This is a genomic window from Denitrificimonas caeni DSM 24390 (assembly GCF_000421765.1).
GTDB lineage: Bacteria > Pseudomonadota > Gammaproteobacteria > Pseudomonadales > Pseudomonadaceae > Denitrificimonas > Denitrificimonas caeni.
On the sequence record NZ_ATXQ01000006.1, the window covers coordinates 17,234 to 41,312 of the forward strand.

General features: G+C 46.1%; 21 protein-coding genes. 3 read left to right on the forward strand and 18 right to left on the reverse strand.

Features of this window, described 5'->3' with window-relative positions; genetic code table 11:
* Positions 1–9: 9 nt before the first annotated feature.
* From brxC to umuD, 10 genes are all read right to left on the reverse strand, one after another.
* A complete protein-coding gene (brxC, locus tag H591_RS0109630) occupies positions 10–3,564 on the reverse strand; it encodes a BREX system P-loop protein BrxC (RefSeq protein WP_022966741.1) in 3,555 nt (1,184 codons plus the stop codon).
* 14 nt (positions 3,565–3,578) lie between these two features.
* Positions 3,579–4,190, reverse strand: coding sequence for a DUF1788 domain-containing protein (locus H591_RS0109635; protein WP_022966742.1), 612 nt, complete (start codon positions 4,188–4,190; stop codon positions 3,579–3,581).
* Entirely contained in the window at positions 4,187–4,804 is a 618-nt protein-coding gene (locus tag H591_RS0109640) for a DUF1819 family protein (protein WP_022966743.1), read from the reverse strand. Before H591_RS0109640 ends, H591_RS0109635 begins: the two co-directional genes overlap by 4 nt.
* Positions 4,805–5,003: 199 nt before the next feature.
* Positions 5,004–6,182 carry a TraI domain-containing protein gene (locus H591_RS0109645; protein WP_022966744.1) on the reverse strand — a complete coding sequence of 393 codons (1,179 nt, stop codon included), beginning with the start codon at positions 6,180–6,182 and terminating at the stop codon, positions 5,004–5,006.
* A 229-nt stretch (positions 6,183–6,411) separates the two neighbouring features.
* A complete protein-coding gene (locus H591_RS0109650; protein WP_022966745.1) occupies positions 6,412–7,326 on the reverse strand; it encodes a nucleotidyl transferase AbiEii/AbiGii toxin family protein in 915 nt (304 codons plus the stop codon).
* Entirely contained in the window at positions 7,319–8,077 is a 759-nt protein-coding gene (locus tag H591_RS0109655; protein WP_022966746.1) for a type IV toxin-antitoxin system AbiEi family antitoxin domain-containing protein, read from the reverse strand. Before H591_RS0109655 ends, H591_RS0109650 begins: the two co-directional genes overlap by 8 nt.
* 221 nt (positions 8,078–8,298) lie before the next feature.
* The gene (locus H591_RS15190) at positions 8,299–9,174 is read right to left on the reverse strand and encodes a 3'-5' exonuclease (RefSeq protein WP_022966747.1); all 876 of its coding nucleotides are present in this window, start codon (positions 9,172–9,174) and stop codon (positions 8,299–8,301) included.
* 142 nt (positions 9,175–9,316) lie between these two features.
* A complete protein-coding gene (locus tag H591_RS0109665; protein WP_156853190.1) occupies positions 9,317–9,883 on the reverse strand; it encodes a hypothetical protein in 567 nt (188 codons plus the stop codon).
* A gap of 158 nt (positions 9,884–10,041) precedes the next feature.
* A complete protein-coding gene (gene umuC, locus H591_RS0109670) occupies positions 10,042–11,313 on the reverse strand; it encodes a translesion error-prone DNA polymerase V subunit UmuC (protein ID WP_022966749.1) in 1,272 nt (423 codons plus the stop codon).
* A complete protein-coding gene (gene umuD, locus H591_RS0109675; RefSeq protein ID WP_022966750.1) occupies positions 11,310–11,771 on the reverse strand; it encodes a translesion error-prone DNA polymerase V autoproteolytic subunit in 462 nt (153 codons plus the stop codon). The genes umuC and umuD overlap by 4 nt, the downstream gene beginning before the upstream one ends.
* Positions 11,772–12,081: 310 nt before the next feature.
* On the opposite strand from umuD, the gene H591_RS0109680 reads away from it, so the two are divergent.
* Positions 12,082–12,828 carry a hypothetical protein gene (locus H591_RS0109680; RefSeq protein ID WP_156853191.1) on the forward strand — a complete coding sequence of 249 codons (747 nt, stop codon included), beginning with the start codon at positions 12,082–12,084 and terminating at the stop codon, positions 12,826–12,828.
* Between the two features lie 157 nt (positions 12,829–12,985).
* Positions 12,986–13,858, forward strand: coding sequence for a hypothetical protein (locus H591_RS0109685; RefSeq protein ID WP_156853192.1), 873 nt, complete (start codon positions 12,986–12,988; stop codon positions 13,856–13,858).
* Positions 13,859–13,942: 84 nt separating this feature from the next.
* Here the strand turns inward: H591_RS0109685 and H591_RS0109690 are convergent, their stop codons facing one another.
* A complete protein-coding gene (locus H591_RS0109690) occupies positions 13,943–14,323 on the reverse strand; it encodes a hypothetical protein (RefSeq protein ID WP_211219986.1) in 381 nt (126 codons plus the stop codon).
* A gap of 874 nt (positions 14,324–15,197) precedes the next feature.
* Complete coding sequence (locus H591_RS0109700; RefSeq protein WP_022966755.1) at positions 15,198–16,493, reverse strand: tyrosine-type recombinase/integrase; 1,296 nt, start codon at positions 16,491–16,493, stop codon at positions 15,198–15,200.
* A 352-nt stretch (positions 16,494–16,845) separates the two neighbouring features.
* Between H591_RS0109700 and H591_RS0109705 the strand changes: the two genes are divergently transcribed.
* Positions 16,846–17,064, forward strand: coding sequence for a hypothetical protein (locus H591_RS0109705; RefSeq protein WP_022966756.1), 219 nt, complete (start codon positions 16,846–16,848; stop codon positions 17,062–17,064).
* A 78-nt stretch (positions 17,065–17,142) separates the two neighbouring features.
* On the opposite strand, the gene H591_RS0109710 is transcribed toward H591_RS0109705, so the two are convergent.
* From H591_RS0109710 to recD, 6 genes are all read right to left on the reverse strand, one after another.
* On the reverse strand, positions 17,143–18,081 hold the full coding sequence (locus H591_RS0109710) for a 5'-nucleotidase (protein ID WP_022966757.1): 939 nt from the start codon (positions 18,079–18,081) through the stop codon (positions 17,143–17,145).
* Between the two features lie 115 nt (positions 18,082–18,196).
* Entirely contained in the window at positions 18,197–18,382 is a 186-nt protein-coding gene (locus tag H591_RS0109715) for a hypothetical protein (protein ID WP_022966758.1), read from the reverse strand.
* 413 nt (positions 18,383–18,795) lie between these two features.
* Positions 18,796–20,097: an OprD family porin gene (locus H591_RS0109720; protein WP_022966759.1), complete on the reverse strand. Its 1,302-nt coding sequence runs from the start codon at positions 20,095–20,097 to the stop codon at positions 18,796–18,798.
* A gap of 68 nt (positions 20,098–20,165) precedes the next feature.
* Positions 20,166–21,173 carry a c-type cytochrome gene (locus tag H591_RS0109725; protein WP_022966760.1) on the reverse strand — a complete coding sequence of 336 codons (1,008 nt, stop codon included), beginning with the start codon at positions 21,171–21,173 and terminating at the stop codon, positions 20,166–20,168.
* Positions 21,170–21,829 carry a c-type cytochrome gene (locus tag H591_RS0109730; protein WP_022966761.1) on the reverse strand — a complete coding sequence of 220 codons (660 nt, stop codon included), beginning with the start codon at positions 21,827–21,829 and terminating at the stop codon, positions 21,170–21,172. Before H591_RS0109730 ends, H591_RS0109725 begins: the two co-directional genes overlap by 4 nt.
* A gap of 133 nt (positions 21,830–21,962) precedes the next feature.
* Positions 21,963–24,050, reverse strand: a complete 2,088-nt coding sequence (recD, locus tag H591_RS0109735; RefSeq protein WP_051145834.1) for an exodeoxyribonuclease V subunit alpha — start codon at positions 24,048–24,050, stop codon at positions 21,963–21,965.
* Positions 24,051–24,079 lie beyond the last annotated feature (29 nt).

Consider the following 24,079-nt stretch of genomic DNA (forward strand, 5'->3'; position numbering starts at 1 on the left):
CTTCCCTAGTTAAATCATGACCTTTTTGCCTTGACCAATATGTTCGGCAAGTTCGGCACGCAGAGCGTTAAGGTATTCATCTAAATCACTGTCTGTAGCTAGCCAAGCTTTGTTATAAGCGTTTACTCGAACGCTGCGCATAAGTACTGGTGCAGGCTCTTGAATCTTAGGAGGCTCAGGTGGCTCAGGTGGCTCATCGTCTGGATAGTCCTTGTCTGGTTTTATTTGCTTAGGCGTGGCCATATCAACCATTTTAGCCAGTATCTTCTGATAGTTATCGTCTTGAAATTTGCGCAATCTATCGTTAACTACGGGAATCAGTCTTTGACTATTAATATGATCGACTAAAATGCTAAACGGCTGATTTAGCTCAGCCTGGCGCTCTTCTGGCAGACCCTGATACTCACTCATGCTTTGCATACGCTCTTGCATTTGCGCTAACGCTTTCAGGGCATCAAGGCGTACTTGTGACAGTGCGTCAGCTAACGCTGCTTTCAGGGTATCCAGCCTGATTTTCATTTGCTGAATGGTGTTGCCTTTATAGCTATCTGCAGACTGTAAACTGTGCGTTAGCTGACGTATTTCATCACTGTCCAGATAAGTGAAGTTGGGCTCCTCACTCAGCACAAACTGGCGCGCATCATCAAAAATTTGCCGCTGCGAGCCACTCATGAATTTGCGGATAGGCTCAATGAGCTTTTCCTTGCTGTCATAGAGAGCATCTTCGTTTTTGGACAAATCAGTCAGATACCAACTGTAGGTTTTTTTGCTTAACTCTTTAAGTTGCTCAATAACTGGTTGAAGTGCAGTTAAGAAGGGATAGCTGTTTTTCTGAGCTTGCAGCACTTCTAGTTCTTGCATCATATCCTTGATGCGACCAATGGTTTCATGCCCCAAGGCTTTGGCTTCATTGGCGGTGGGCGGTGAGTCAAAAAAGTCCTCATAGAACTCTTTAAGGTTCCGTAACTGCGACTGACTGAACTCGACTTGCGGCTCTAGGATGATATTAGCAAAGCTTGCTGTGTTGCGTAGAGCACGCTCCAGTTGATCGCCTTCGAGAAGATTACTATCGGAGCGTACTTCCAGCTTGCCACGGGCGCAGAGCTTAGCAACGTTGCACTGAATTGCAGCAAGGTACCAACCATAAGGCTTGCGCTCAAAACGCTCGACTAGATTTTTAATGGTGGTACGCACCCCGGTTTGTTGGTTGCCTTTGATGTGGGCCAGCAGCTCATGCTCAACTTCAGTCAGATTTGTAGCATCGCCACCAAATAGACCATCGCTGGTGTCGAGGCATGCGCTGATACCGCTTTCGCTGTAAGTAATGCCACGCAACATAGGTAGGTTGGAGTACACCTTGCCAATCAACTCTTGGAATGCACGAATCACACGACTTTTAGCGTCACTGGCGGTAACTTCAACCTCACCACCAGCGATCATCAGATCGGCTTTACCTACTAGCAGTTGCAAACGCAGCAGCAAGTCGGCATACCGGGTACGGTTCTGCTCCCCTTTGCTGGTCAAGACCCTCTGTGCAACGTCATCCTTACCCTGAGTCATGTTTTGACGAATGTACTTTTCGGTACGTTTGTACATCATCAAATCCATCATCAGTCTAGCGTCAGCAGGCAGTATGACCAACAACTCGTCGGTGTTATAAACCGAATAGTTGCGCAGCATATTGATGTTGTCAGCATGCTCATGAAACGCAGTAATGATATTGATCGATAGCTCGTACTCACGCCCTTGTAGCTTGTCATCAATCTTGCGTGAGAACGGATAGTCTAGGTTGGTATCTTTGCTGTCATAGCGTATTTTCCGCTGATTGATAATAGAGTCGAATACCAAGCGTTCCAGCTCACTGGTCAGATCGGTGTTGTCGACTTCGGTATTTTTAATTTCCTGCTCGATGTCTTTTTCTTCATCGGTCAGATACTCATAAAGCTCACCGTTACGCTGGATATAAGTCTGCTGCTCAAGTAACCCCAGTGCTTCTTCAACTTGGTTTTTGAGCTTAGAGATAGGCTGTTCAAAGCTGGGCAACATTAAAACGCACAAGTTGTGTACTGTCGGCTTAAACTCTTTAACGTATTTAACCAAAAACAATGCCTTGAGTAAGCTAATGGCAAACTCAGAATCCAAGTTGCGCTCAGCACTGAAAATAGCTTTTTGGATTTGTGCTTTCAATGCAGCGCGAATGCCTTCAAACATCAGGTCAAAAGTAGCCAGATCGCCTAGCTTGTGCTCAGCAATGGTTTTCATTACCTGATGGAAAACTCCCAGCATGGAGCGCTCACCCACTGAGCTATGGCGGCCTTCAAAAGCGTTATGCAAGGACAAACCCTGAATAGATGCCTGGAACAGATCAAATTGATACGGCACAAAAGGGTAGCAGTTAACAAAGTGATCTTGATGCTGAAAGTTTCGGTAGCTGTGCGAGCCATCCGAAAAATCAAACAAAGTTTTGAAGTTATTGCATTGCTTGTCGTACAAGAGTGCTAACTGCCCACTTGCATCTTCAGTTTTGGTCAATAGACGTTTCTGAATAACTTCGGCTACGTCCGCGCTGGTGAGCTTTAAGCGGTTGGCAAAACGCGCCTGAATCTTAGTAAAGTCGTCGCCCTGCTGTTTAGTCATCTCGCCAATGACGCTGCTCATTTCTTCCTGTGCGGTAACCATAATCCAAGCTTCACCATTGCACTTGGTGGCTAGACTTTCCGCAACAGTTTGCAGGTTAGTCATCAGCTTTGTGTTATCAGCGATGTACTGCCCTACTTCGTCAACAAAGAAATTAAGACGAAACTCATTTGTTCCTAAAATCTGTTTTTGCTGATCAATGTAGCGCTTGACCTGATTAGCAAAATCCTCAATGGACAAAGTGTATTGGTCCCGATACTGGCTGAGGATGTTTTTTCCGATAGCATCATCTTCCCCAGTAACTTTGCTATAGGCTTTAGCTATGTTGTTACCTTCCAGCAGGGCTTGCTCTCTACCCTTTTCCCAAGCTTTTCCAGAAATATCTTGATAAGCCTGTTTGAAGCTTGAATAAAGATTACGACTGTCTAAATCGCGTTCAAACTGTGCAACATGACCATGCTTACCGTAGTAACCACACATTTCGTCAAACACTTTAGCAAACACTGCCAGCAACGCATCGAGCTCTTTTTTGCTGATGATGTCAGCTTTTTGATCGATGTTAAACAAAATGCTTTGTGATGGAATCGAGACCGCTTTTTTCAATGCTCCGGCTAGTAGAGCATCGTCTTCACACTTAGGTAAAAACAGATCAAGCGCTCGAGCATCATCAACCTGACGGTTTTCCAGAACCAAAGCGAGCATTTTCAAAAGGTGTGATTTACCAGATCCGAAAAAACCAGAAATCCATACGCCATTGGCGGACTGGTAATCGTTATAAGCGTCAAGGAAACCCGACAACCGCTTGGAGGTCTCATTGGTAAGAACGTATTCCTCCAACTCCTGACGTAGGCTGCTTTCATCATCGGCTTTAATTACGCCGTCAATCGTGGTTTCAAGCGGGCGAGTAAATATATTCCTGAGTGACATATGGATCCCTCCTATTATGGTTCACGGTGGTAAATGTTGTAGGCACGATAGTATTTGTCATCATGCAGCTTGCCAAACAAATCCAGCGAGGTGCCGGTTGCGGCTGAGTGACTGTAGGTACCAGGGAAAAACATGAGTGTGGGCCAGTCTTTGGCCGCACGCTGCAAATTATTAAGTACGTTGTGCGAGCGAATATAAGGAAAAACCTCGCCAATGCCGGTCAGGAACATCACATCAAATGGCTGTTGGGTTATTTTCACTGATATGGCGGGAATCAGGTTGTCTTCTGGGTCAAACACACCCTGGAGCAGCTCCTTAAATTCAGCTTTGTTAACAGTTGGCTCTATTTCAAGCACCTGCTCCCAAATCTCACGCTCTTTGAGCAACTCGATGCACAGGTCATACAGATTAATCTCCAGCACCTGTACACCCTGCTGGCTTAGTGAGTTGATCAGCTGTCGCTGTAAACGCTCCATTTCAACTGTTTCAGATGGTGCATAAGGGCAAATGAAAAACGGAACTTCGCTGTTCAAGCCTTCCATGTTTAAAAATCGCGGACTGCTAATCACCGCCAAAAGATGCGCAAATCTTTGATTGATCGGCAGCGTACTTACATCACGGCTCATAATGCCTGTCTCATCAGATAGGATTCAAAAATAGGAAAAAATTGCAACTGTGCAGGATTACCCCTGACTATCAACTTGATAAGCTTACTGCTTGGAAATGCAGGGATTATGGTGCTATTTGATGCCAATAAGCCAGCGTCGCGCAACATTTTAAATAATACCTGCCTAAGCTTGTTCTGCGTAAGCTTACTCAAGACATCGAGTTCATCATGCCACTGAGCTTTACGATTAAAAAATGTCTCGTAATCCTCATATTGCAAATCACCTTTGAGGCTGATAAAGCGCTCATGCAGCACTTCTATAGCAAAGTCACCAATAAAGCTGTAATGGCGGCAAACAGCAAGCCATAGTGTATAGCCCTGGTCTTGACGGTCACTGGCGATCAAAAACTCAAGTTCTTCAGCTGATAAATGCTTAAGCCTTGCGATAATCTCACGACAGATTCGCTTTAAAGTTTGCTGCGTTCGACTTTGCAGTAAATTACTTTCGAGCGCCTGAGCAGATACTTCCTTCCAGCAACCTGTTTCCACATACAACTCAGCCAGCCGCACCGACTCCAGATGCAATAGACTGCCTGTTGTGAAAGACATACGGTATTTTTTATGGTCGTTCATAGGTGGTTTGATTGCGTTTATTGGAAGTGGCTCGGATGGCTGCTAATGGCCTGCCAGGGAAGAGGTATTTAATTTAATATGCCTAAAAAGGTATATAGGCTCAATACTTTAAAGAGGCAGCATTCTAACTGGTAGATGCTTAAAAAGCTAAAGCTAGCTTGTCGCTTGCGGCAAGCTAGCATGGTTTATCTCTTATTCGTTATGCGTTAATTTCCACTTTTACAGGTTTAGGCATGTCTACTGAAAACATGCTCTGTGCAACTCCACTGAGACGGACTACTTTGCGCTTCACTGTGACCTGCTCGCCATCAACTTCGAGTTGTAAATTGATATTCCAGTAATCCACAAGTTTACCGCACGGCTTCTGCCGCGGTATCAGCTTGTCCATATCTGCTAAAGCTTGACGCACCTGCCCGGAAGATCGCAGTTGCTGTGAATATTGAGCGGGGAAACCCCCTTCTTTGCTCAACTGCGAAATCTTGTATAAATCCAACATAACTCCAAGTTCACTGGTGATGAAAACAACTGAATCTGGCAAATTTACGGTCAAAATATCTGATCGCACAAGCGACTCTATAATGAATAGGTACTGAAACCATGCTGGGGGCATACTCCCTCGAGAGAGAGCGGCGTCACAGGAAGCTGCTATGCTGCAGATTACACTGCTCAAATTTGCTTGGTTCAGGATTTTTTGTAACTTATTTCGACTCTTTAAACCCTGCACATCCAGTGCGATACAAAACGCCTCCCAGACCGGTGCTAAAAAACTTTGCAACTCTGGGCTAATTATTGCTTTAGCCAGCAGTAAAGATAGGGCTAGCTGTTTGTGCGTCACAGGCCTCCCTACTCTCCAGCACAGATGGTAGTTTTGGGTTGCGCTATCACTTAGCCAGTCAGCAAGAGGCACTTCCCAACCCCACAACTGGCCATCGCAGCTGCGTTGAACCCACAGATTCTCATATGGCACGCCGATATCGCTCAATAGTCCTGCTAGCATAGCTGCAACTTGCCAATGGTTTTCAAGATCATCATCCCAAGTTTCAGTTTTTGCCCTTATCAGCGCTCGATATGCCGAGTCAAGACTATGTGTCAATAGACCCATGCCCTCCGAATGGTGATGTGATTCTGTAGCCGGAAGCAGGTGCATGTGACGCACAACTGTTTTGATAATTGGCATAATCTGCTGATCAAAGTCGGGGGCTTGCTGCGGATACATACCTCGTATCAAGATGATTTTTTTCTTGATAGGCTTGTGTTGAAAAATCAACTCAGCAGGAAATGCTGGAATACCCTCAGGTAAGCCTGCTGCTAGCAGGTAGGGATGCCCGCGATAGTAAAACTGGTCATTTTTGATTCTGAAAATCGATTTTTTGAACATTTTCTACATCCTCAACTAAATTTGAGGATGTAGATTCGCTCATGCTTGGCATATTACAGGCATCGTTAAGTTACATAAAAAGGCAAATAGCTCACCAAGAGTCGCATAGAAGTCGCATAGAGTTATTTCTATGCGCAGATCAATGCTTATCCTCATTAGAATACTCATAGCGTGTCCAGCGTCAGTAAATACTCTAGATTTGCACTTTCAAAGCCATATGCACGCACCACTACAGGCCTAACACTCTCCTTAACGCTTGCTGTGACGCTTCGCGTTTTTCTTTGGGCATCTTAGCTATATTGATTAGCTTCCAGTTTACAGCAGGCAAATGCTGGATATGTCCAATAGGTGAGTTTTCCCATTGCGATTCACCACCATAAACACTAACGATCAGCTCTTTCTCGCTATCTGTGAGTCCGTTTAAGATTAAGCGGTGTGCTGTAACTGCGGCTTGTTCTAACTCTTGAATCGTGACACTTCGTCTGGTCATGCCAGAAAACTCACCTAGATATTGGTTTTGAATATCTTTCCATCTTGGGGCTAGTAATTCTTCCAAGGGCCGTGGGTGGCTAAACAAGTACGCAAGAAAAGCCTGCCGAACCTGTTCAGTAATCCCTTCATTTTCAAGTAGTAACAGGACATCAAAAAAGTCACGGGGATGCTGCCGATCAAACGCGGCGCACAGCTTCCCTGCGTATAAATCGGCAAGAGAAACAACCTGTATTTCAGCAAAACCGAACTCATCTTCAACAGACTCACAAACACTTAACGTTTGTACAGGGAACACAGTGCCGCGCAAAACAGGTGACAGCTCTATTTGAATAGAAACACCGCTTTGCTGCACCGTTAGCCTTAATGCGTCAGCTTTGTCTTGATAGCTTTTAGTTACCCGCGCTCCTGCAAGGCTTTGCGATAGGTTTAAACTGATTCTATCCAGCGCTTGCTTAATACTTTCAAGCGCTTGCTGCCTGGTTGTACTGGGCAAGAAAACCAAATCGATGTCTACAGATAGGCGTGGAAAATCACGTACAAATAAATTGATTGCCGTACCACCTTTAAGGGCAAAGCAAGGCTCTTGAGCGACGAACGGAAGCACACGAAGCAACAGTTGCACTTGCGCATAAAACAAACTATTTCTATCCACTAAAAGCCTCTGGTACAGTTATTTGATACGCTTTATTAAAACTTCCACCTTTTATGACTGAGCGTTTTCCTGCACCCAGATCATAGCTTTCGGGTTCGAGTTTATTCCGCCAAGCATGCTGATAACGGTCAGCAAAGAAGAAAAACAACCGCTTAGCCAGTACATGCTTGCAGGCATGCAATAGTACATCCAGTCGTCGTGGTGACAGATTGACCAAGCTTTGCATGATATTGTCTGCTTGCTCAAAACTGATCACGCTCGGCACCTTAGTTAATAGCTCTAGGTAGGCTTGCTCTGGCGAGGCCAGCAGCCAGCAGCCCTGATGCAGCGGCACTGGTTTTAAGCTATTGGCGGCAAGCAGTTTCTCTGCATCCCATATTTGTACTGTCGTATGCCAGCGAAACTCTAGACTGCAAGAAAGCTTGTTTAGCCAACTCGGTGCAGGTTGCGACGCATATATATCGATCACGGTTTGCAACTGTATATAATGTGCCAAGCCATGCTGAGCTAAAGCACTAGCACCACCCACATAGACAGGGCATTCAAACATACGATAAAGCGAGGCCAACACGCCCTGCCATTCCACAGGCACGCCGGGTCTTGCCACTACGCCACGCGCCAAGCTTTCGAACTTTTTGCTTTTCAACGCATTGTCGATTTGATAAACCTCAACCCCCTGCGCAAGCAACCACTGCCGGGTTGCCAGCTGACCATAGGGTAAAAGCTCTGTATTTTCAGTGAGAGGAAGCATTAGGTTTACCAGCAGGCTTATTTACGGCATTTATAGCCGTAAAAACCGTATTCTGCAAACCTAATCTTTGCAGATCAACTTTAACTGAATAGCTGCCCTACTGTATTCATGGGTAAAAACATACGTACACGCCATTTTTACGGAGTTATCACAGGCTAATATAACGATTGGTAGTCATTTTAAAAGAGGCACCTGAGGCTCTCGACCCCACTCAAAATTGTTTAGCTATTGGCGATATGGCGTGAGGATGGGCTGATTTTTTCAAACACATTCTTAGCCGCTGCCATTCCGCATAACGCATTCAAAAACGCTTTTTCTTCAGCATAAGCATCCTCAGAAACAATCGTCCACCAGTGACGATTATCACCATCCCAGCGATAGCCTCGTTTCTTCACCACTTCACGGTCAGCATAGGAAACACCTTTAGCGAGAATCTTAAAGCTGGCTTTCTGTGCATTGGCTAAAAGCTCCGGTAGTGCATTTGGTACGCTTTCAAATAACTGCACCATGGCCAAACAATCCGTTGCAGCACGGTGGCCATCATAGAAATAACCATTTTTGAGAAGCAGGTATTCGAGCTTGGCGCTTTCAAAGCCATGTGCACGCCAATCAATATCCTTAACGCTGCACGCCCAAACCTTATTGGCCATTTCAGGGAAGCGAATATCAAAGAAGGCACGATCAAATTGGGCATTATGCGCGATCAGTACATTGGAGCTGTTAACGATACGCGCGACATGAGCATCATCAATGCGCTTGCCGGCAACCATTTCGTTACTGATACCGGTAATACTGGTAATCAGTTCTCTGATTGTCTGCTTAGGACATTCCAACTGACTGGTGATCTCGATGATTTCAGTGATTTTCCCGAGGCTAGGACTGTAAGCCACCTGCACCAAGCCGAGCTCAATCACCTCATCGCTACCCGCCGTAAAGCCGGTCGTTTCAAAGTCCAACAAGGCCAAGGCAATTTCATCGCCTACAGTCTCGTGCAGTTTGATCGGGAAGCGATCCTCGGCAGACAATGGAATCTGTTCTAAGAGACGAAAGCGCAATGGGTTGGCTTGGATTTCAGCAAAACGATTGGTGTCAAACATAAAATATCCTACATTATTTTGTCCCAACACTAGCAACAAATACTGTATAGATCCACAGCCACAAGCAAGCATGCGATATATTCTGTCGCTTGCTAAAGTGAATGACATCAATCAGATCAATGAAATAGATTGCAGTACTAACTTAGTACCTATTCTCAAATCGATCACTATTCCAGTTATAAAAAGACTGCCCTCCGCTAGCATCAATACCGCCTCTAAAAATCCAGTCTTCTTCATCATCATCTTCGCTGTAAAAAACCACTTCTCGCTGCTTAGGTACTCTCATTGCGAGGCGTTTAATAAACGAGAATTGTAAAAATATCGGCACACTCAGATAGCCACAGACAAGACTCGTAAACCCAAGCAACAGTCTCATCAGCGTATCCGTTGGTAAAGCCGTCATTCCCACGAAGATTAACACTGGAAACACTGCTACCGTCAGCGCAATGAAAGCCACCCCTGAAAACCAGTGCTTTAAAAACAATACCGATAAAACAATTAAGACACACCCTAGCGCTAACCCTGCAGAAGCAGGCAGTTGTGGAAAATATAGGCGCTGGAGTGGCTCAATAAGGAATACTGCAAATGACTCAAGAGCCATGAGTCTCAGAGGCAGGCCAATGAGGTAAACCGTCAATAGAAATGGCTTGTCTAGGTCATACAAAAGCCTAGCATTACGCCAGACTTGTAGCGGTGAGAACGCATTCATTAGGAATCTCAGCATCATCTAAAACCTCGCTCAGCAAAAAAGTTTTACCTGTGCTACGCCTTAAGCTCAATCAAGCGCACAGCTGTTAAGTCCTATGATACTCAGATATTTTTTCGCGCAAGTTTAGTAGCTTATAAAGCGCTCTAGAGCGTTGCTTCTTAGTTAACCTTTGGCAAATCAGCCCAGCGGGTTGTATAGGCGGGAGAAAGGTGCTCACGCTTCATTTGCCAAGTGTTCTGTATTCCTTGCCTGGCTAGAAAAACCTTGCCCAGACCGCTTTGGTTGATTTCGTCCAGTACGGACATAAGCTTTGTACTGTTAGGTCGTTTCTCTACGTCATCAAACAAACCCGGCTGGTAGGCATCGTTATCGTAAAAATCAGACAACATGACCCCGCCTTTGCTGTAGCTATAGCCTTCTCGCCAAACGCGCTTGAGTAATTGCATCGCTAGGATATTTAATTCCCGCGTGTCACTGCTCGGTAAGATCAGCTCACCGGTGACTGAGTTGCTGTACGTTTTTTGACTTTGTTTAAACTGACTGGTCTGGACAAAAACCGTCAGTATCTTGGCTTGTTGATTCTCTTGTCGGAGCTTTTCAGCCGCGCGTGCTGTGTATTGCGCGATAGCCTCGCTCATCTGCTCAAGGGTTGTAATTCGGCTACCAAATGAGCGGCTGCACATGATCTGCTGCTTGGTTGGTGGCAGCTCTTCTAGGTCTAAACAGGACTCACCATTGAGTTCGCGTACAGTGCGTTCAAGCACTATCGAAAATGAGTCTCGAATTGCCACAGGAGAACATTTAGATAAATCCAACGCTGTTTGAATGCCCATCATTTCAAGGCGTTTCCCAATCCTGCGACCCACACCCCAAATATCAGTAACAGGTGTAATCGCCAGAAGCCGCTGCTGCCGCTCGTACTGGGTGAGATCAACAACACCATCTGTGGCAGGGTATTTTTTTGCTGCATGGTTGGCGAGCTTTGCCAACGTTTTGGTCGGCGCTATACCGACGCACACGCTTAAACCAACCCATTGAGCGACTGTCTCTTTAATGTTTTGACCAAACTCTAGCAGCGACACAGTTGAGCCTAAACCGCTTAAATCTAGAAATGCCTCATCAATCGAATACACCTCAATCCTGGGCGCTAATCCTTCAAGAATCGTCATGACACGACAGCTTAGATCCGCATACAGCGCATAATTCGACGAGAATAACTGAATGCCATGCTGCTCAATTTGCTCTTGAATCTGAAAAACAGGCACAGCCATTTTAACACCCAGCGCTTTGGCTTCTTTTGAGCGAGCAACCACGCAGCCGTCGTTGTTGGACAAAACCACTAGCGGGACGTTTTTTAAATCTGGACGGAACAGTTTTTCGCAACTGGCATAAAAGTTATTGCAGTCTACGAGTGCAAATACAGTGCTCATGGCTTGGCTGATGACTTACGCCGCATGTTACGTACGACACTGGTGACAACACCAAAGATATCTAGCTCGCAGCCCTCTGGCACCTCAATGGCTGGGTAGGCTTTATTACGCGGTATCAGTCGTGTAATCGGCTTCAGCGCTAACTCCTTAACAGTCAGCTCACCATGAAAGCCAGCAATGACAATATCGCCATGATCTGCTCTCACAGACCGATCAACCACCAGAATGTCATTGGGATAAATACCCACTTCAATCATTGAGTCGCCTTCAACCCTGACAAAAAAAGTTGCTGCAGGATGCTTGATGCACAGCTCATTAAGATCAAGTGTTCTCTCAACATAATCTTGCGCTGGCGATGGAAAGCCCGCAGGAACTCGATCAAGAAAAAGCGGGATAGCAAGCTGCTGATCAGCGATATATGTAGCGCTGCAACTTTTACCAATTATTGAAACATGCATAATTTTGCACCGTCAAATAATACTGTATATAAAAACAGTTAAATTATAGGCATGCAATGCGATCCCTGCAAAGTCTTTATCGCATCAATCACTCATTTGAGTAAGTGAGTAAGTGAGTAAGTGAGTAAGTGAGTAAGTGAGTAAGTGAGTAACCGTACTGCATGACCTACGCTAATCAAGCACTTAAAGCGCTTTAGGCCAGGTTCCTCACACTTGCGCCAATCAAAATCTGTCATAACTTAGTCATCAGGAATTAACGCAGCATAAGTACCCGTCAGGGTCTGCTGGCAAAATTTTTGGAGAAAATGAAGTGATGACACTGAGTACCGTACCCGTGGTGACCGACACTTTAAATAACATCAATGTGCACTGGTCTACCGGCCTGAAAAATCATGGCATTGTTACCGTCCAATTCAGTAGTGAGTCCAGCGATCAGGCGCTAATTGCCGAATTGATTACTATAAGGCACCTGCTTTTCACGAGGCAGATATTTGGCCGCAAGCCGGTCAGCGGTAAGGGTTATGAGTTACGAGTGTTTTCCGGTGCGATCAAGAAAATCGCGCAAGGACGAAGCGCCAAGGAACATATTGTCCCATACGGTCTTTTTTTAACTGGTCCGATGTTTGGTGTGCAGATCAAAGTGATGAAGCAGCAGTACACCGACCCACTGTTTGGTAGCTCTGACACCCAACAACTTGACAGTATTGATGCAAGCGACAATGGCAACCTTATCCCCCAAGAACTCTGGGAAACGCCAATGGGGCCGCTTTACATAACTCGGCATGCTATTGAGCAATACGAAGCCCGACTGAATGAAAGAAATCGTGATCCTGTGGCCAATCCAGAGCGTTCTTTTTTCAATGCTATGACATCAAACAGAGCTTACAGCTTCCGTAAAACAACTCTGCCTGAAAGTGTTTTAAAGCATAAGTTAGCCAAGTACGGCGATGATAACCTTGAAGTTTGGCGCAATCCCGAGTCAAATTTGCACGTTACAATTTTGCGCCGGGAAAACGCTCCAGGCATTTTGGTTACCAGCTATTACCGAGATGTGTAATTACACTGCTGGAAACGATTTTGGATTATTGAAATTAACCCATTAGGTGGACGTTATGTTTGCAAGGACTATTAAACAACTAGGATTTTCATCAGCTATTTTAGCCGCTATGGTAACTGCAGGCTGTGCCAGCTTGTCGGGTGGAAAAGAGCCGCTGGTGCAAACTTTTGAGCCGAGCAAAAGCTTTGCTTACAACGTGTCCATGTTGGCGCATATCAATACTCCAAAAACTGCAAAACCCCATATTGAAGATATTGAGCTGCCCGATGGCAGTATGCAGAGCATACAGCAAACATCGACTGATCTGCTTGGCGTGGGTCTTGCTGGCAGCATGCTCGCTTTCCCTAGCTCTATCGGGTCGTCAGGAATGAATAGCTTCATGGCAGTAGATTTGCTGCTAGGTTCGCTATCTGGGCCGCCTACGCTAACCATGCACCGCCACGCAACAATTGCTTGGTTTCCAGTGGATCAAGCCAGTTCAGCTAAAGATGCAATGGATAAAATGCACTCTATTCGCATAGAAAGCTTGAAGCGCAGCCTTAATGAGCGAGGCATGAAGTTCAAGGTTACTGAAAACAAATTAAACGTAAAGCTAATGCCTTGGGAGCAGCCTCGCCATTACGCAAAAGTTATTGTCGAAGAGTTTGAAGATTTGTGCACAAAAGACGCGCCTTGTCGCTTCAATATAGGCACTAAAATGCCCGCAAAAAAGGTTGTAATGGCTCCAAAAGAGTTAACTGGACAATCCTTCCCAGCCTATTTTTTTAAAGCAGGTGAAGCTGCCGAAACTAGCGCAATGGTGATGTACTTAAACAACAACCAAGGTGATGATAGCTATTATGGTCTGGCTCGTGATTTTGAAAACGTTGTATGGCTGACCAAGCACCAGCCTGATTGGATGGTTCACTACATTGCGATTCCCAAGCCTCAAACACCTGAACAGCTCAAGAAAGGGCCAAAACTTATCAACCCCTTCCCTTATATGGTGCATAAGGGCGAGGTTAAGCTGTTTGCGGTTGAGAAAAAATAATTAGGTTCTTTAGCTGAGATCTGCGTGTCAAAACCGAGCAACTCAAATACCTCAGTAGCTCGGTTTTAGCTGTGCTGCTATAACTCAGTTTTTAACTCTGTTTATTTTTTCCCAGTCATTGGTTGGCTCACTATAATTCCAAGGCAGCCAGGTTAGACGCCAGGTGCGTGTTTTAGAATGCCTGCGACTACAAAAAAGGCTCTCATCGACCATGCGAATAAAACCAGCTTCACGCAACTCTGAAAAAGCGCGCATAGCTATTTTACGAGAGCAGCCAATTTTTTCCTCGGCTTCACGAACCCCGTACCCCACGGCTCGACCTGGTCGCCACTGTACCTGTAGTAGCAGCAGTAAAATTTTAGCCTGGGGACTGAGATCTAAAAAAGTCTTGGACTCCAGCATCTGTCTGCGAAGAGTGATCCGCCCACCCCTCTTATCAAATGGAAGTTTAATTTTTTTACTCACGTTCACCTCCCTGTACCAACCATGCCTCGATCGCAGATGCATCGTATAAAACCACGCGGCCACAGCGTAGTGGCTCAGGAAATCCTGCCAGCTGCTCCCAACGCCAAAGAGTCATAACACTAATGGAAAAATGTTTAGCAGCAGCCCGCTGCCGGTAAAAACGTTTCGGATAATTTTTCAATTTTATATTTCCTGTACACCGCACGCATCTAGAAACGGATATCACTAGCATTGCTAGCAGCTGCGCAATCCAGTAATCTGAATCAGCGCTTTCTGTGCGTCTCTAGTCGCTTTTTGGTCTAGAAAGCTGGTGTAGAGTTACCGCTCTGCACCAGCACCTACCCCGATTACCTCAGGGCGGCGCTGATATTAACAACGATTTAAAAATGTCAACCCTCGTTACGTTACATTTTCGGTCACTTGAGCTGTAAGGCTTGTAAACAGTGGGCTGTAGAAGAATAAAAATTTAAAACCCACTGATTTCAGCTATAAATATACAAACTAGCAGGGTTTTTAGAGTTAGAAATCATTACTGTTTGTTGACCAGAACAGATGGCCTAATATCTCTGCATGTCAGGATCAATAGCAGTCACGCTAAGCGCAATAATTTTCTGTGTGAACAATTAGAATTTACAAACAGTTTAGAGACAGCTGGTGGTGAATGTAGGAGTGGTCGAAAAACGACACCTGACGCCGCTAAAAACAGGGGTTACAGGTATCATATTCGACACTTGGAGCCTAAAAAGATTTTGGCGAGATGTCCAAAATGACACTCGTAACGCATTAGGGGTATCGAATTTACACCCAATGATTTATTACAGTGGGTGCATATTAATGGTCATTGACAGCGCACTATTCAGGTCTTTTAGTGACGTCATTGAGCGGAAATTGCGGCCACATTTTCTTTCGCCGGCGAAAGTATTTGCTGTGTAACGTATTGGCCCCAGGCCTCCATAAGCTCTCGGCGGCGCTCTAGCAGGTCACCGCGACGGTATGCTTCTTCGACAGCATCACCGATAGCATGAGCTAGCGCCTGCTCCACCACGATGTTATCTGTAAGCGTGTTCTCTGCCGCCCAGTCCCTAAATGTAGATCTAAAGCCGTGAGGTGTGATTATGTCGCCGTTTTTGTCACGCCATCCAATACGATCTTGCTGATGTTTGGCAGCATCCATACGCCTGACTTTCATCAGCATAAGCATGTTACTGGCTGGCTTGCCTGCTGTGCGCCCCTCAAATAAATAGCCGCTGCTAACCTTTGGAATAGTTGCTAGTAGCTCAAGGGTTGCTGTGCTGAGTGGTACGCGATGATCTGATTTCTTGCCTTTGCGTCCTTTCATACGTACTGCAGGCACAGTCCACACATTGGTTACTAAATCGAACTCTGACCAGTGCGCGCCCAATACTTCCTTGGTGCGTAACGCAGTAAGCATGGTTAGCTGTAAAGCCTTTGCGCCGATGTCTTGCTCTGACTCTAGCGCCTGCCAAAACTTGCCGGATTGCGCCCACGGTAGCGCTGGGTGATGACGGCGTTTATTTACATTGTTATTCGCTAATTCAAACTCAAGAACACCATCCCATGCTGCCACGTTTTCGCCGGCGAAAAGTTTTCTGGATCGTGCCAGCTTTAATACCAACTCTATGCGATTGCGTAAGCGGCTTGCAGTTTCTTTTTTCTCATTCCAGATTGGACGCAAAATTTTAAGCATGTGTTTAATAGTGATTTCAGCAGGTGGTAACTGCCCAATCACAGGACTCGCATAAGTCGCTAATGTATTGATCCATTGCTGGTGGTGCTTTGCATTTACCCAATTGACACTATGGATTGCAATGTAATCAGCTGCCACCATATCGAAAGTAACAATCTCAGCGGCGGCAAGTGCTTCTTTTTCCTGCCTGTCTTGTTGTGGGTCTATGCCACGCGATAATAAGGCACGCAACTTGACAGCTTCTGCTTTGGCCTCTGCAAGTGGTAATCCATCAGTTGAGCCTATGCCCATATTTTTAGCCTTACCGTTAAGCGTGTATCTAAATACCCAGGATGCAGAACCTTTGCTCCTGACTCTAAGGTATAGACCATCGCCAGCCGAATGCATCCCTGTGACGCCTTGATTGATTAGCGCAGTAACGCCTCTTGTGGTTGTTGCCTTGATCTTTTTTTCGCTGCTCATGCATTGCACCTAATCCGCTTGCGGTATACAAGTTGGTATACAAGTCTGCGCTGATAATAGGTGTTAACAGCGGATATTTCAACATAGCCAAGGAAGGCTGAAAGATAGAGCAGTAGCGGCATACAGCGTGACTTACAGCAAATATATGAGGGTTTCTGTTAACTCTAAAAGGCGGTCACCTCCTCCGCCAAATTTAAGAAAAACCTCTGAGAAATCAGGGGTTTTTTTTCGCCTGTCATTTATTGCAGATTCCGCGCTAGACAACAGTTCAGCGCTTATTTATCTTTACACATAGGTATATGGAAACCGCAGTACGCCAAAGACTCAGCTAAATTAATATAGGTAAAGGATGATGCGTAAGATTGTAGGGCTGTTGCGCTTTATCTCATTAGCTTCGCTGGGTTTGCTGTTTAATGGCATAGCGGCTTATTTGATTTTTAATCCCAACCCTGAATCTCTTGCTCTGAGTTGGCTCGCTGTCGCTGTCTGTGCGCCGCTAGGCTTAAATGCTTGGTATTGCTTATATACGGGCAAACAGGCGTGGCTGACACGTCTAGGGCCTTTGCCTTAGCTTCCCTGCTCTTGCGTTTTTAAAGATCCTGCAATTGAGTTCTATATAAAAACCACATTAGCATGAGCCTTATAGCTGCTACACAGACGTCTCAAGATTAGCGATGCCAAACGGGATATGCACCGATGGCAAGCGTGCCGAGGCCGGTTCGAGATGTAGTTTTTGATCATCAAAAAAGATATGCGGCTGCATAATATCCAGAACTTTAGCTTTTTCTACGCCACCCATGAAAAAGGCTTCATTCACGTCAATGCCCCAGTGCCGCATGGTATTGATCACACGCTTGTGTGCAGGTGCATTGCGCGCGGTCACGATGGAAACACGCAGGATGGGCTCGTAGCTTGGATCTTGCAGTTTTTTCTGCGCTTCCATGGCTTGAATATCAGCAATACGCTTTAAGAAGGGTTTTAACGGCCCAGGCGTGTGCGGAATATCTTCACGAGAGGTTTCGTGCTCGTGGAAGTCGCCAAGGCTCTGTGTGGTTTTGTAGACGGTTTCTGCTTCATCGTCAGCTACGACACCGTCAAAGTCGAAAGCAATCCGCAGTTGCGCGTCATTGCTGTCATCTTCAATTTCACCTTTGAGGATCTGTCCTGCTGGGTAGCCTTCAGCCACTGCGCGCTTTACGTCATTCGCATTGGCTGATAAAAACAACTCAATGTCAAACGCTGGAATATACAAATGTGGAGATTTGCCCTGCATAAAAACGGCACGCGTAATGGGTAAATCATAATACTGAATAGAGTTCATCACCCGTAAGCCAGTATCTGGGTCATTACGTGATAATAAAATAACTTCAACCGGTGGATTCTCAGGATTGAGTTGGTTGAGTGAGAGTAAGCGGCGGATAAATGGGAAAGCCACACCACGTGCCAGTGGCTGATCTTGGTTGTCACGTTGATAGTCGCGATAGACTTGCTCACCCGCTTGTCGGAAGACTTGATCAGAAGCGGTTAAATCAAATAAGGCGCTGGAAGCTAAGCCAATCACCAAGCGACTACTGAGGTCAAACGCCATACTGAACTACCTACCCGAAGATTTTCTAATCGTAATAGAACCCAGTATAGCGTTTAAACTCGGTAGCAGAACAACTCTGCTACCGCCAGTACTACGGCTTTAACCAGTCAGTTTATTAGGCTGCAGTGGCGTTCGTGCTGTTTAGACCTGCCTGTATATTCCAGGCATCGACTAGGAGTCTGCTTTCCAGCCCCATAGATGCATGGTTTGCTTGATCTAAGACGTCACGACTGTGACTGATTGCATTGATTTGCGCTGTAATGAAGCGCCCCATTGTTTTGAATACTTTTAGGTTATCCATACCCTTACCTCTTTTTTTATAATATGAGCACAGCTTGCGCTGTAAAGCCTCCCGAAAACGAGACTAAGCAAATAGACTTATTTTGTAAAAGTAGGTGGTTTGCAGAAATACAGCAGCACTGATTAACAGTGATCGGTATTGACCGAAAGTTTTCTTGGCGAAAAAAGGCGGTGTCGCACTTGGATGTTGTAAGAGCCGAAGCTTTACAGTGAATCGATGGTGTTCTCTCTGTACCACGCCACTCAAATTGTCGTTTGAGTCGGGATAGGTGTGTGAATATACAGCAGTCGAGCATCAATAGCAAATCGCATACCATTGTGCAAGTTTTATCTGATCACTTTAGTACTCTCGCCTGCAAAGCACGCTTAATGCTGTGCATTGCCGGCGAGGAGGGTCTATGAATCCACTGAAGTTTATAACAAAGCTAACTTGTAGCTGAGAATGATGCGGTTATCATCAAGGTCTTTAAAAATATTTGAGCGTACGGTGGCATTTCTCCAGCGTACGCTAAAGTTTTTCAAAGCACCTTCTTGGAATGCATAAGTAATATCTAAGTCGCGCTCCCACTCTCGCCCTTCATTACGGTCAGCCCCTAGGTCAGCGCCCGTGCCTTTAACAAAACGGTTAAATACAGTTAAACCAGGAATGCCCCAGCCTGCAAAATTATAATCATGGCGCACTTGCCAAGACATTTCATCTTTAGCTGCAAAGTCGCGATTGGTCACATAGTTCACTAAGAATGGATCTGCGCCATTGATATATGCAAAGCCGGTGTTGCCAGTCATTTTCTGATAGCTCAAGCCCAGTTTGTTAAAGCCAAAACTATAGGTTGTCATGCCGGAAAATGATTTATTATCAACGTTAAACTGGCCATCATTACTTGAACGAGAAAAACGCAGGTCGGTTTTCAGTGAACGTTTATCACCCAAAGGCACTACGTGAATAACATCGATCACATGTTGCTTATACAGATCTTCTAAACGACCGAAGGTATAACCCGTGGCGAGCGAGTCATTCCACTTGTAGTTCAAGTTTGCCAAGTCAAATGAGTTACTTGTGTAATTTTTATTATTTTTACCATTCAGTGCTGTGTTGGCTTTTTTATCTCTTAAGCCTTTGCCTAAGACGTTCATTTGCATCCGCTCATGGTTTGTTGATGAGCGTTGATTGACGCTATCAATATGGCCTAAACGTGCAGTTAAACCTTTGATTTCTTGCGAGGTTAATAAACCACCGGTAAATATTTGTGGAAGCAAACGGCCTTCAAGATTGCTTTGTACAACAGGCAAGCGCGGCATGAGCGTACCGACTTGCAATATTGTTTTAGATATTCTCGCTTTGGCAGTGCCGCCAAGTTTGCCAAAATCATCAACGGACTTGCCGTTGCTGCGCGTCGGGAATGAGTCAGGCGTACGATTGGGTCCTGAATCAAGCTTAATGCCTGTCGCAGCATATACATCTAAACCTAAGCCTATCGTGCCTTCAGTAAAGCCCGACTCGTATTGCAAAATAATGCCTTGCGACCACTCATCATTGGTTTTATTTGCATCTGTACTCAGGTCATGGCGTGTATCTTGGTTCATATACAGATTACGCAAGCTCAAGCTGGCTTTGCTATCTTGAATAAAGTCTGCTGAAGCAAGAGACGGCACAGCTAATAAGAGACTGCCAGCAGTCGCTAAAGTAATAGCGCGTGCCAAGGGTGAGAAAATCATGGTTTTTCCTTATTGATGAAATCATACGGAGCCTCAATGAGACTCCGTAGCTTGATGCGTATTAGGTTTTATTCAGCAGTAAACGTGCGTGGCCGAACAATGTCAGGCAATAAGAAGTCTTTGCGCCCAGTGCTTGCACCTTCACCGAGCAATTTGCCGTTAACTTCTAAGCCATAACTGGTGTGTTTATGAAACGTCTCTAAATATTTTTCACGCGTTTCTTTAACGTCGCCGGTGTAACGTGGCTCTTGTGGCCGATTTTGTGTGTTGATGTAGTAGGCAACATCCCATGCTTGCTGATCAGTCAAACTGTTAGGTCGTCCCAGCGGCATGTTGTGTTTAATAAATGAGGACAACGTAAAGTGGCGGATAATACCTGCGCCCCAGTTGTATGAGTTATCGCCCCAAACAGCAGGGAACACAACTTTCCCATTCTGCACTAAACCATTACCGTCATCAGCATGACAAAGACTGCAGTTTTCAGCGTAGACCTTGGCGCCCCGCTGGTAATCAGCTTTTTTCTCAGGCTGCTCAAGCTTCGGATACCCGCGACCATACATACTGTTGCCGTCTTGATACATCGGTACGCCTTTGGCAAGCCACTGATGGTAGGCGGTCAGTGCCAACATGTCATCGCTACCATAAGCTGGAGGCTTACCATTCATTGAGTAGGTAAAGCAGCCCACAATGCGTTCTTCTAGATTATTCACATGGCCGTTTTTACCGCGGTAATCTGGCAGCGTTACCGCTGCAGGCCAAACTGGACCCGCAAAAGGTAGGCGCCCTTCCCCCATGTGACAACTGTTGCAATTCATATTGTTAAACACGTTTTTGTCGCGCAATTGTTGCGTATTGACAAAAAGGTCATGACCGCGGCGAATCACCCGCTTCAGCTCGGGGTGAAAATCACTCTTTTCCAGATCCTCCATGGTTGGCGGTACATGCACGTACTCGCCTTCGGCTGGCTCTGGATTATTCACCGGAAAACGCTGTTCAGCCTGTGCCGCAAAGCTGAGTACGCTGGCCGCAACGGCAAACGCTAAGCTGTTGATGAGGAGATGTTTAGATGTTTTCATTTTTGCTCTCCCTTGCGCTGTGCTGGCTGGCGCGACAACCACTGCGATACAGCGCGAATATCTTTATCATTCATCCGTTCTGCGATGGCGAGCATTAAGTGCTGCGGGTCATTGTTACGCTTTCCGGACTGCCAAGCGTGTAACTGATCGGATATATAGCCTGCATGCTGTCCAGCTAAGTGTGGGAATACTGATCCTGCACCTAAGTTATCTGGGCCGTGACAGGTCGAGCAAGGCACGATATAGCGCTCCCAGTCCCCTTGCATGGCAAGTTTTTCACCATGTGCTAACTCTTCTTCGGTTGCTGCTGGATCCCCCTGCCCTTGTACTGCAGGCAATTGACTGTAGTACACCGCAATATCTTTAAATTGCTGATCATTGAGCATATTAACAAAAGGCAGCATGGTCGGACTGTTACGAGAACCGTCCTTCACATCTTTCATTTGCTTATATAAATAGTCTGCATTTAATCCAGCAATACTGGGCCAAGACTCGCCACCAGGAATATTCATGCCGCCACCGTTGGCTTGGTGGCAAGCAACGCACATAGCAGCGGCTTGCTCACCTGCTTTGGCATCTCCTTCTAGTGCATGCGCCGAGGTTACAGCAAGGCATAATGTTGCAGCAGCTAGAGTCATGCGATGAATTTTTTTCATTCTGACCTCTTTTCCTTTACAGGCTCTAATAATATGTTCATCAATCTATGCTTGATGAATGTCAATATATACGATGCCATTGTAATTTGTAAGGCTATAGAATATTGATCGCGTATCTATTGGCTTTGCGGCGCTAGACTTTAGTCTCTAGCTGCTGCTTGGCAAATAGCACCGCTTGTTGCAAACCGCTGATGCGTTCGATTTTACGACGCACGCTTGCTGCGAAAATACCCGCTTGGCTTTCAATTAAAGTGAATTTATTTCTTGCTCGAGTAATCCCAGTGTAGAGCAGCTCTTTACTCAAAACGGGGTTGAGGCGGTCAGGTAAAATCAATGCCGTATGGCTGAATTCAGAACCTTGTGATTTATGCACGGTCATGGCAAATACTGTTTCTACCGCGGTTAAGCGGCTGGGTAGAACAAAACGCACACCACCTTGGCCGTCATTGCGCGGGAATGCCACGCGCAAAACCTGTTCGGCAGGATGATCATCACTGCTAGGTATATCGCTTGGCAGATATAAGGCAATACCAATGTCGCCATTCATTAAACCCAAGCCATAGTCATTGTGCGTGACCAACACCGGACGTCCTTCGTACCAGCCTTGGGTGTTGCTGATCAGTTGCTTTGCGCATAACAGCTGGGCAACGCGCTCATTCAAACCTTCAACGCCAAACTCGCCCTTACGTAAAGCACTGAGTAAGCGAAACTGATCGAATGCTTGCAGCACTTGACTGGCCCACTGCTGCCAAGATGGATCATGCAGAGACTGCTGCGGATCTGGCCGCGACTGAGCTAAAACTTGTAAATAATGGCTATAACCAACAGCTGCATTTGCTGTGTCTGATGTGCCAGCTTCACCCAGTAATAAGCGCTCGAATGCTGCGCTACTGTCCTGCTGTAAGGATAAATAGCTGACATCTTGGCGCGGCGTTTTAAGTAACTGCAGAGCTTCTTGCCAATCGCCTTGATTGACCGCGCGTGCAAGTTGGCCAATTCCTGAGTCGGCACCAAAGCGCCGCGAATGCCTTAGCATCACTGTGCGCTGCGCTAAAGGCTGTTGCTCTGCGCTACCGACACACCAAGGTTGCGCTTGCAGCTTTTCATTGCACAACGTCTCAAGCTGATGCTGCGTTTGCTCACTGTAATAGCCCAACTGCGCATCAGCGCATAAATCGCCCAGCACTGAACCAGCTTCTACCGAGGCCAGCTGATCTTTATCGCCCAACAAAATAAGACGAGCGTGGGTTGGCAAGGCTTGCAGCACGTTGTACATCATCTCCAAATCGATCATCGACGCTTCGTCGATCACCAATACATCCAGCACTAAAGGGTTGCTGCTGTTGTGTCGAAAATGCCGTGTATTGGGCAAGCTACCAAGCAAGCGGTGCAAAGTTGAAACGTCAGAGGGGATATTGTCTTTAACATCGTCAGTGACGGACAAGGATTGGATTTGTTGACCAATTGACTCGGTTAAGCGTGTGGCCGCTTTGCCTGTCGGCGCGGCCAACTGGATGCGTAAGGTCTGAGCGTTATTTAACGCGGCTTGTTGTAATAAGGCCAATAAGCGCACCACTGTTGTGGTCTTACCGGTGCCTGGACCGCCGGTGATAAGTGTTAAGCGCCCTTGTGCAGCCATAGCACAAGCAACTTTCTGCCAATCTGTTTGACGTTCTCCGTCAAGATATAAAGGTTGGTTAAATAAGTCGTTTAAACGCCTGGGAAAGTCTTGCGGCAAGGTCAGCGGACTGTTGATACGTCGCACCAACTGCGCTGCAACGCTATGCTCGTATTGCCAGTAGCGCTGCAAATACAGACGTCCATCCAGTAAAACCAATGGTGAGATGTGTGTATCTGTGTGACTGCGCACCAGTTGACTGCTCTCTAAGCTGGCCAGCCAATCGGTTAAACAAATGCCTGCTAAACGCTGCGAAGGTAGGTCTTGCGCGCATTCAAGCATCTGCCCTTCCGGAGGCAGGAGCAGGGTTAAATCTGGATCCTTGATGAGTGTTGGCAGGTCCAAGCAAATATGCCCGTGGCCCAACTGATGACTGGTGAACGCCGCGGCCAATAACACTAAAGGCTCAGCGTCGGGGTCAAGCTGGCCGAATAATTTTGCTAAAGCAACATCTAGAGGGCGCAACCAGCCCAATTCCTGCCAGCGGCTTAATAGCTGCAACACACCGGCGCGATTGGCTAAATAATCGCTATCTATATTCATCGACTGCTCAATGTCTGCAGGTGCTTGAA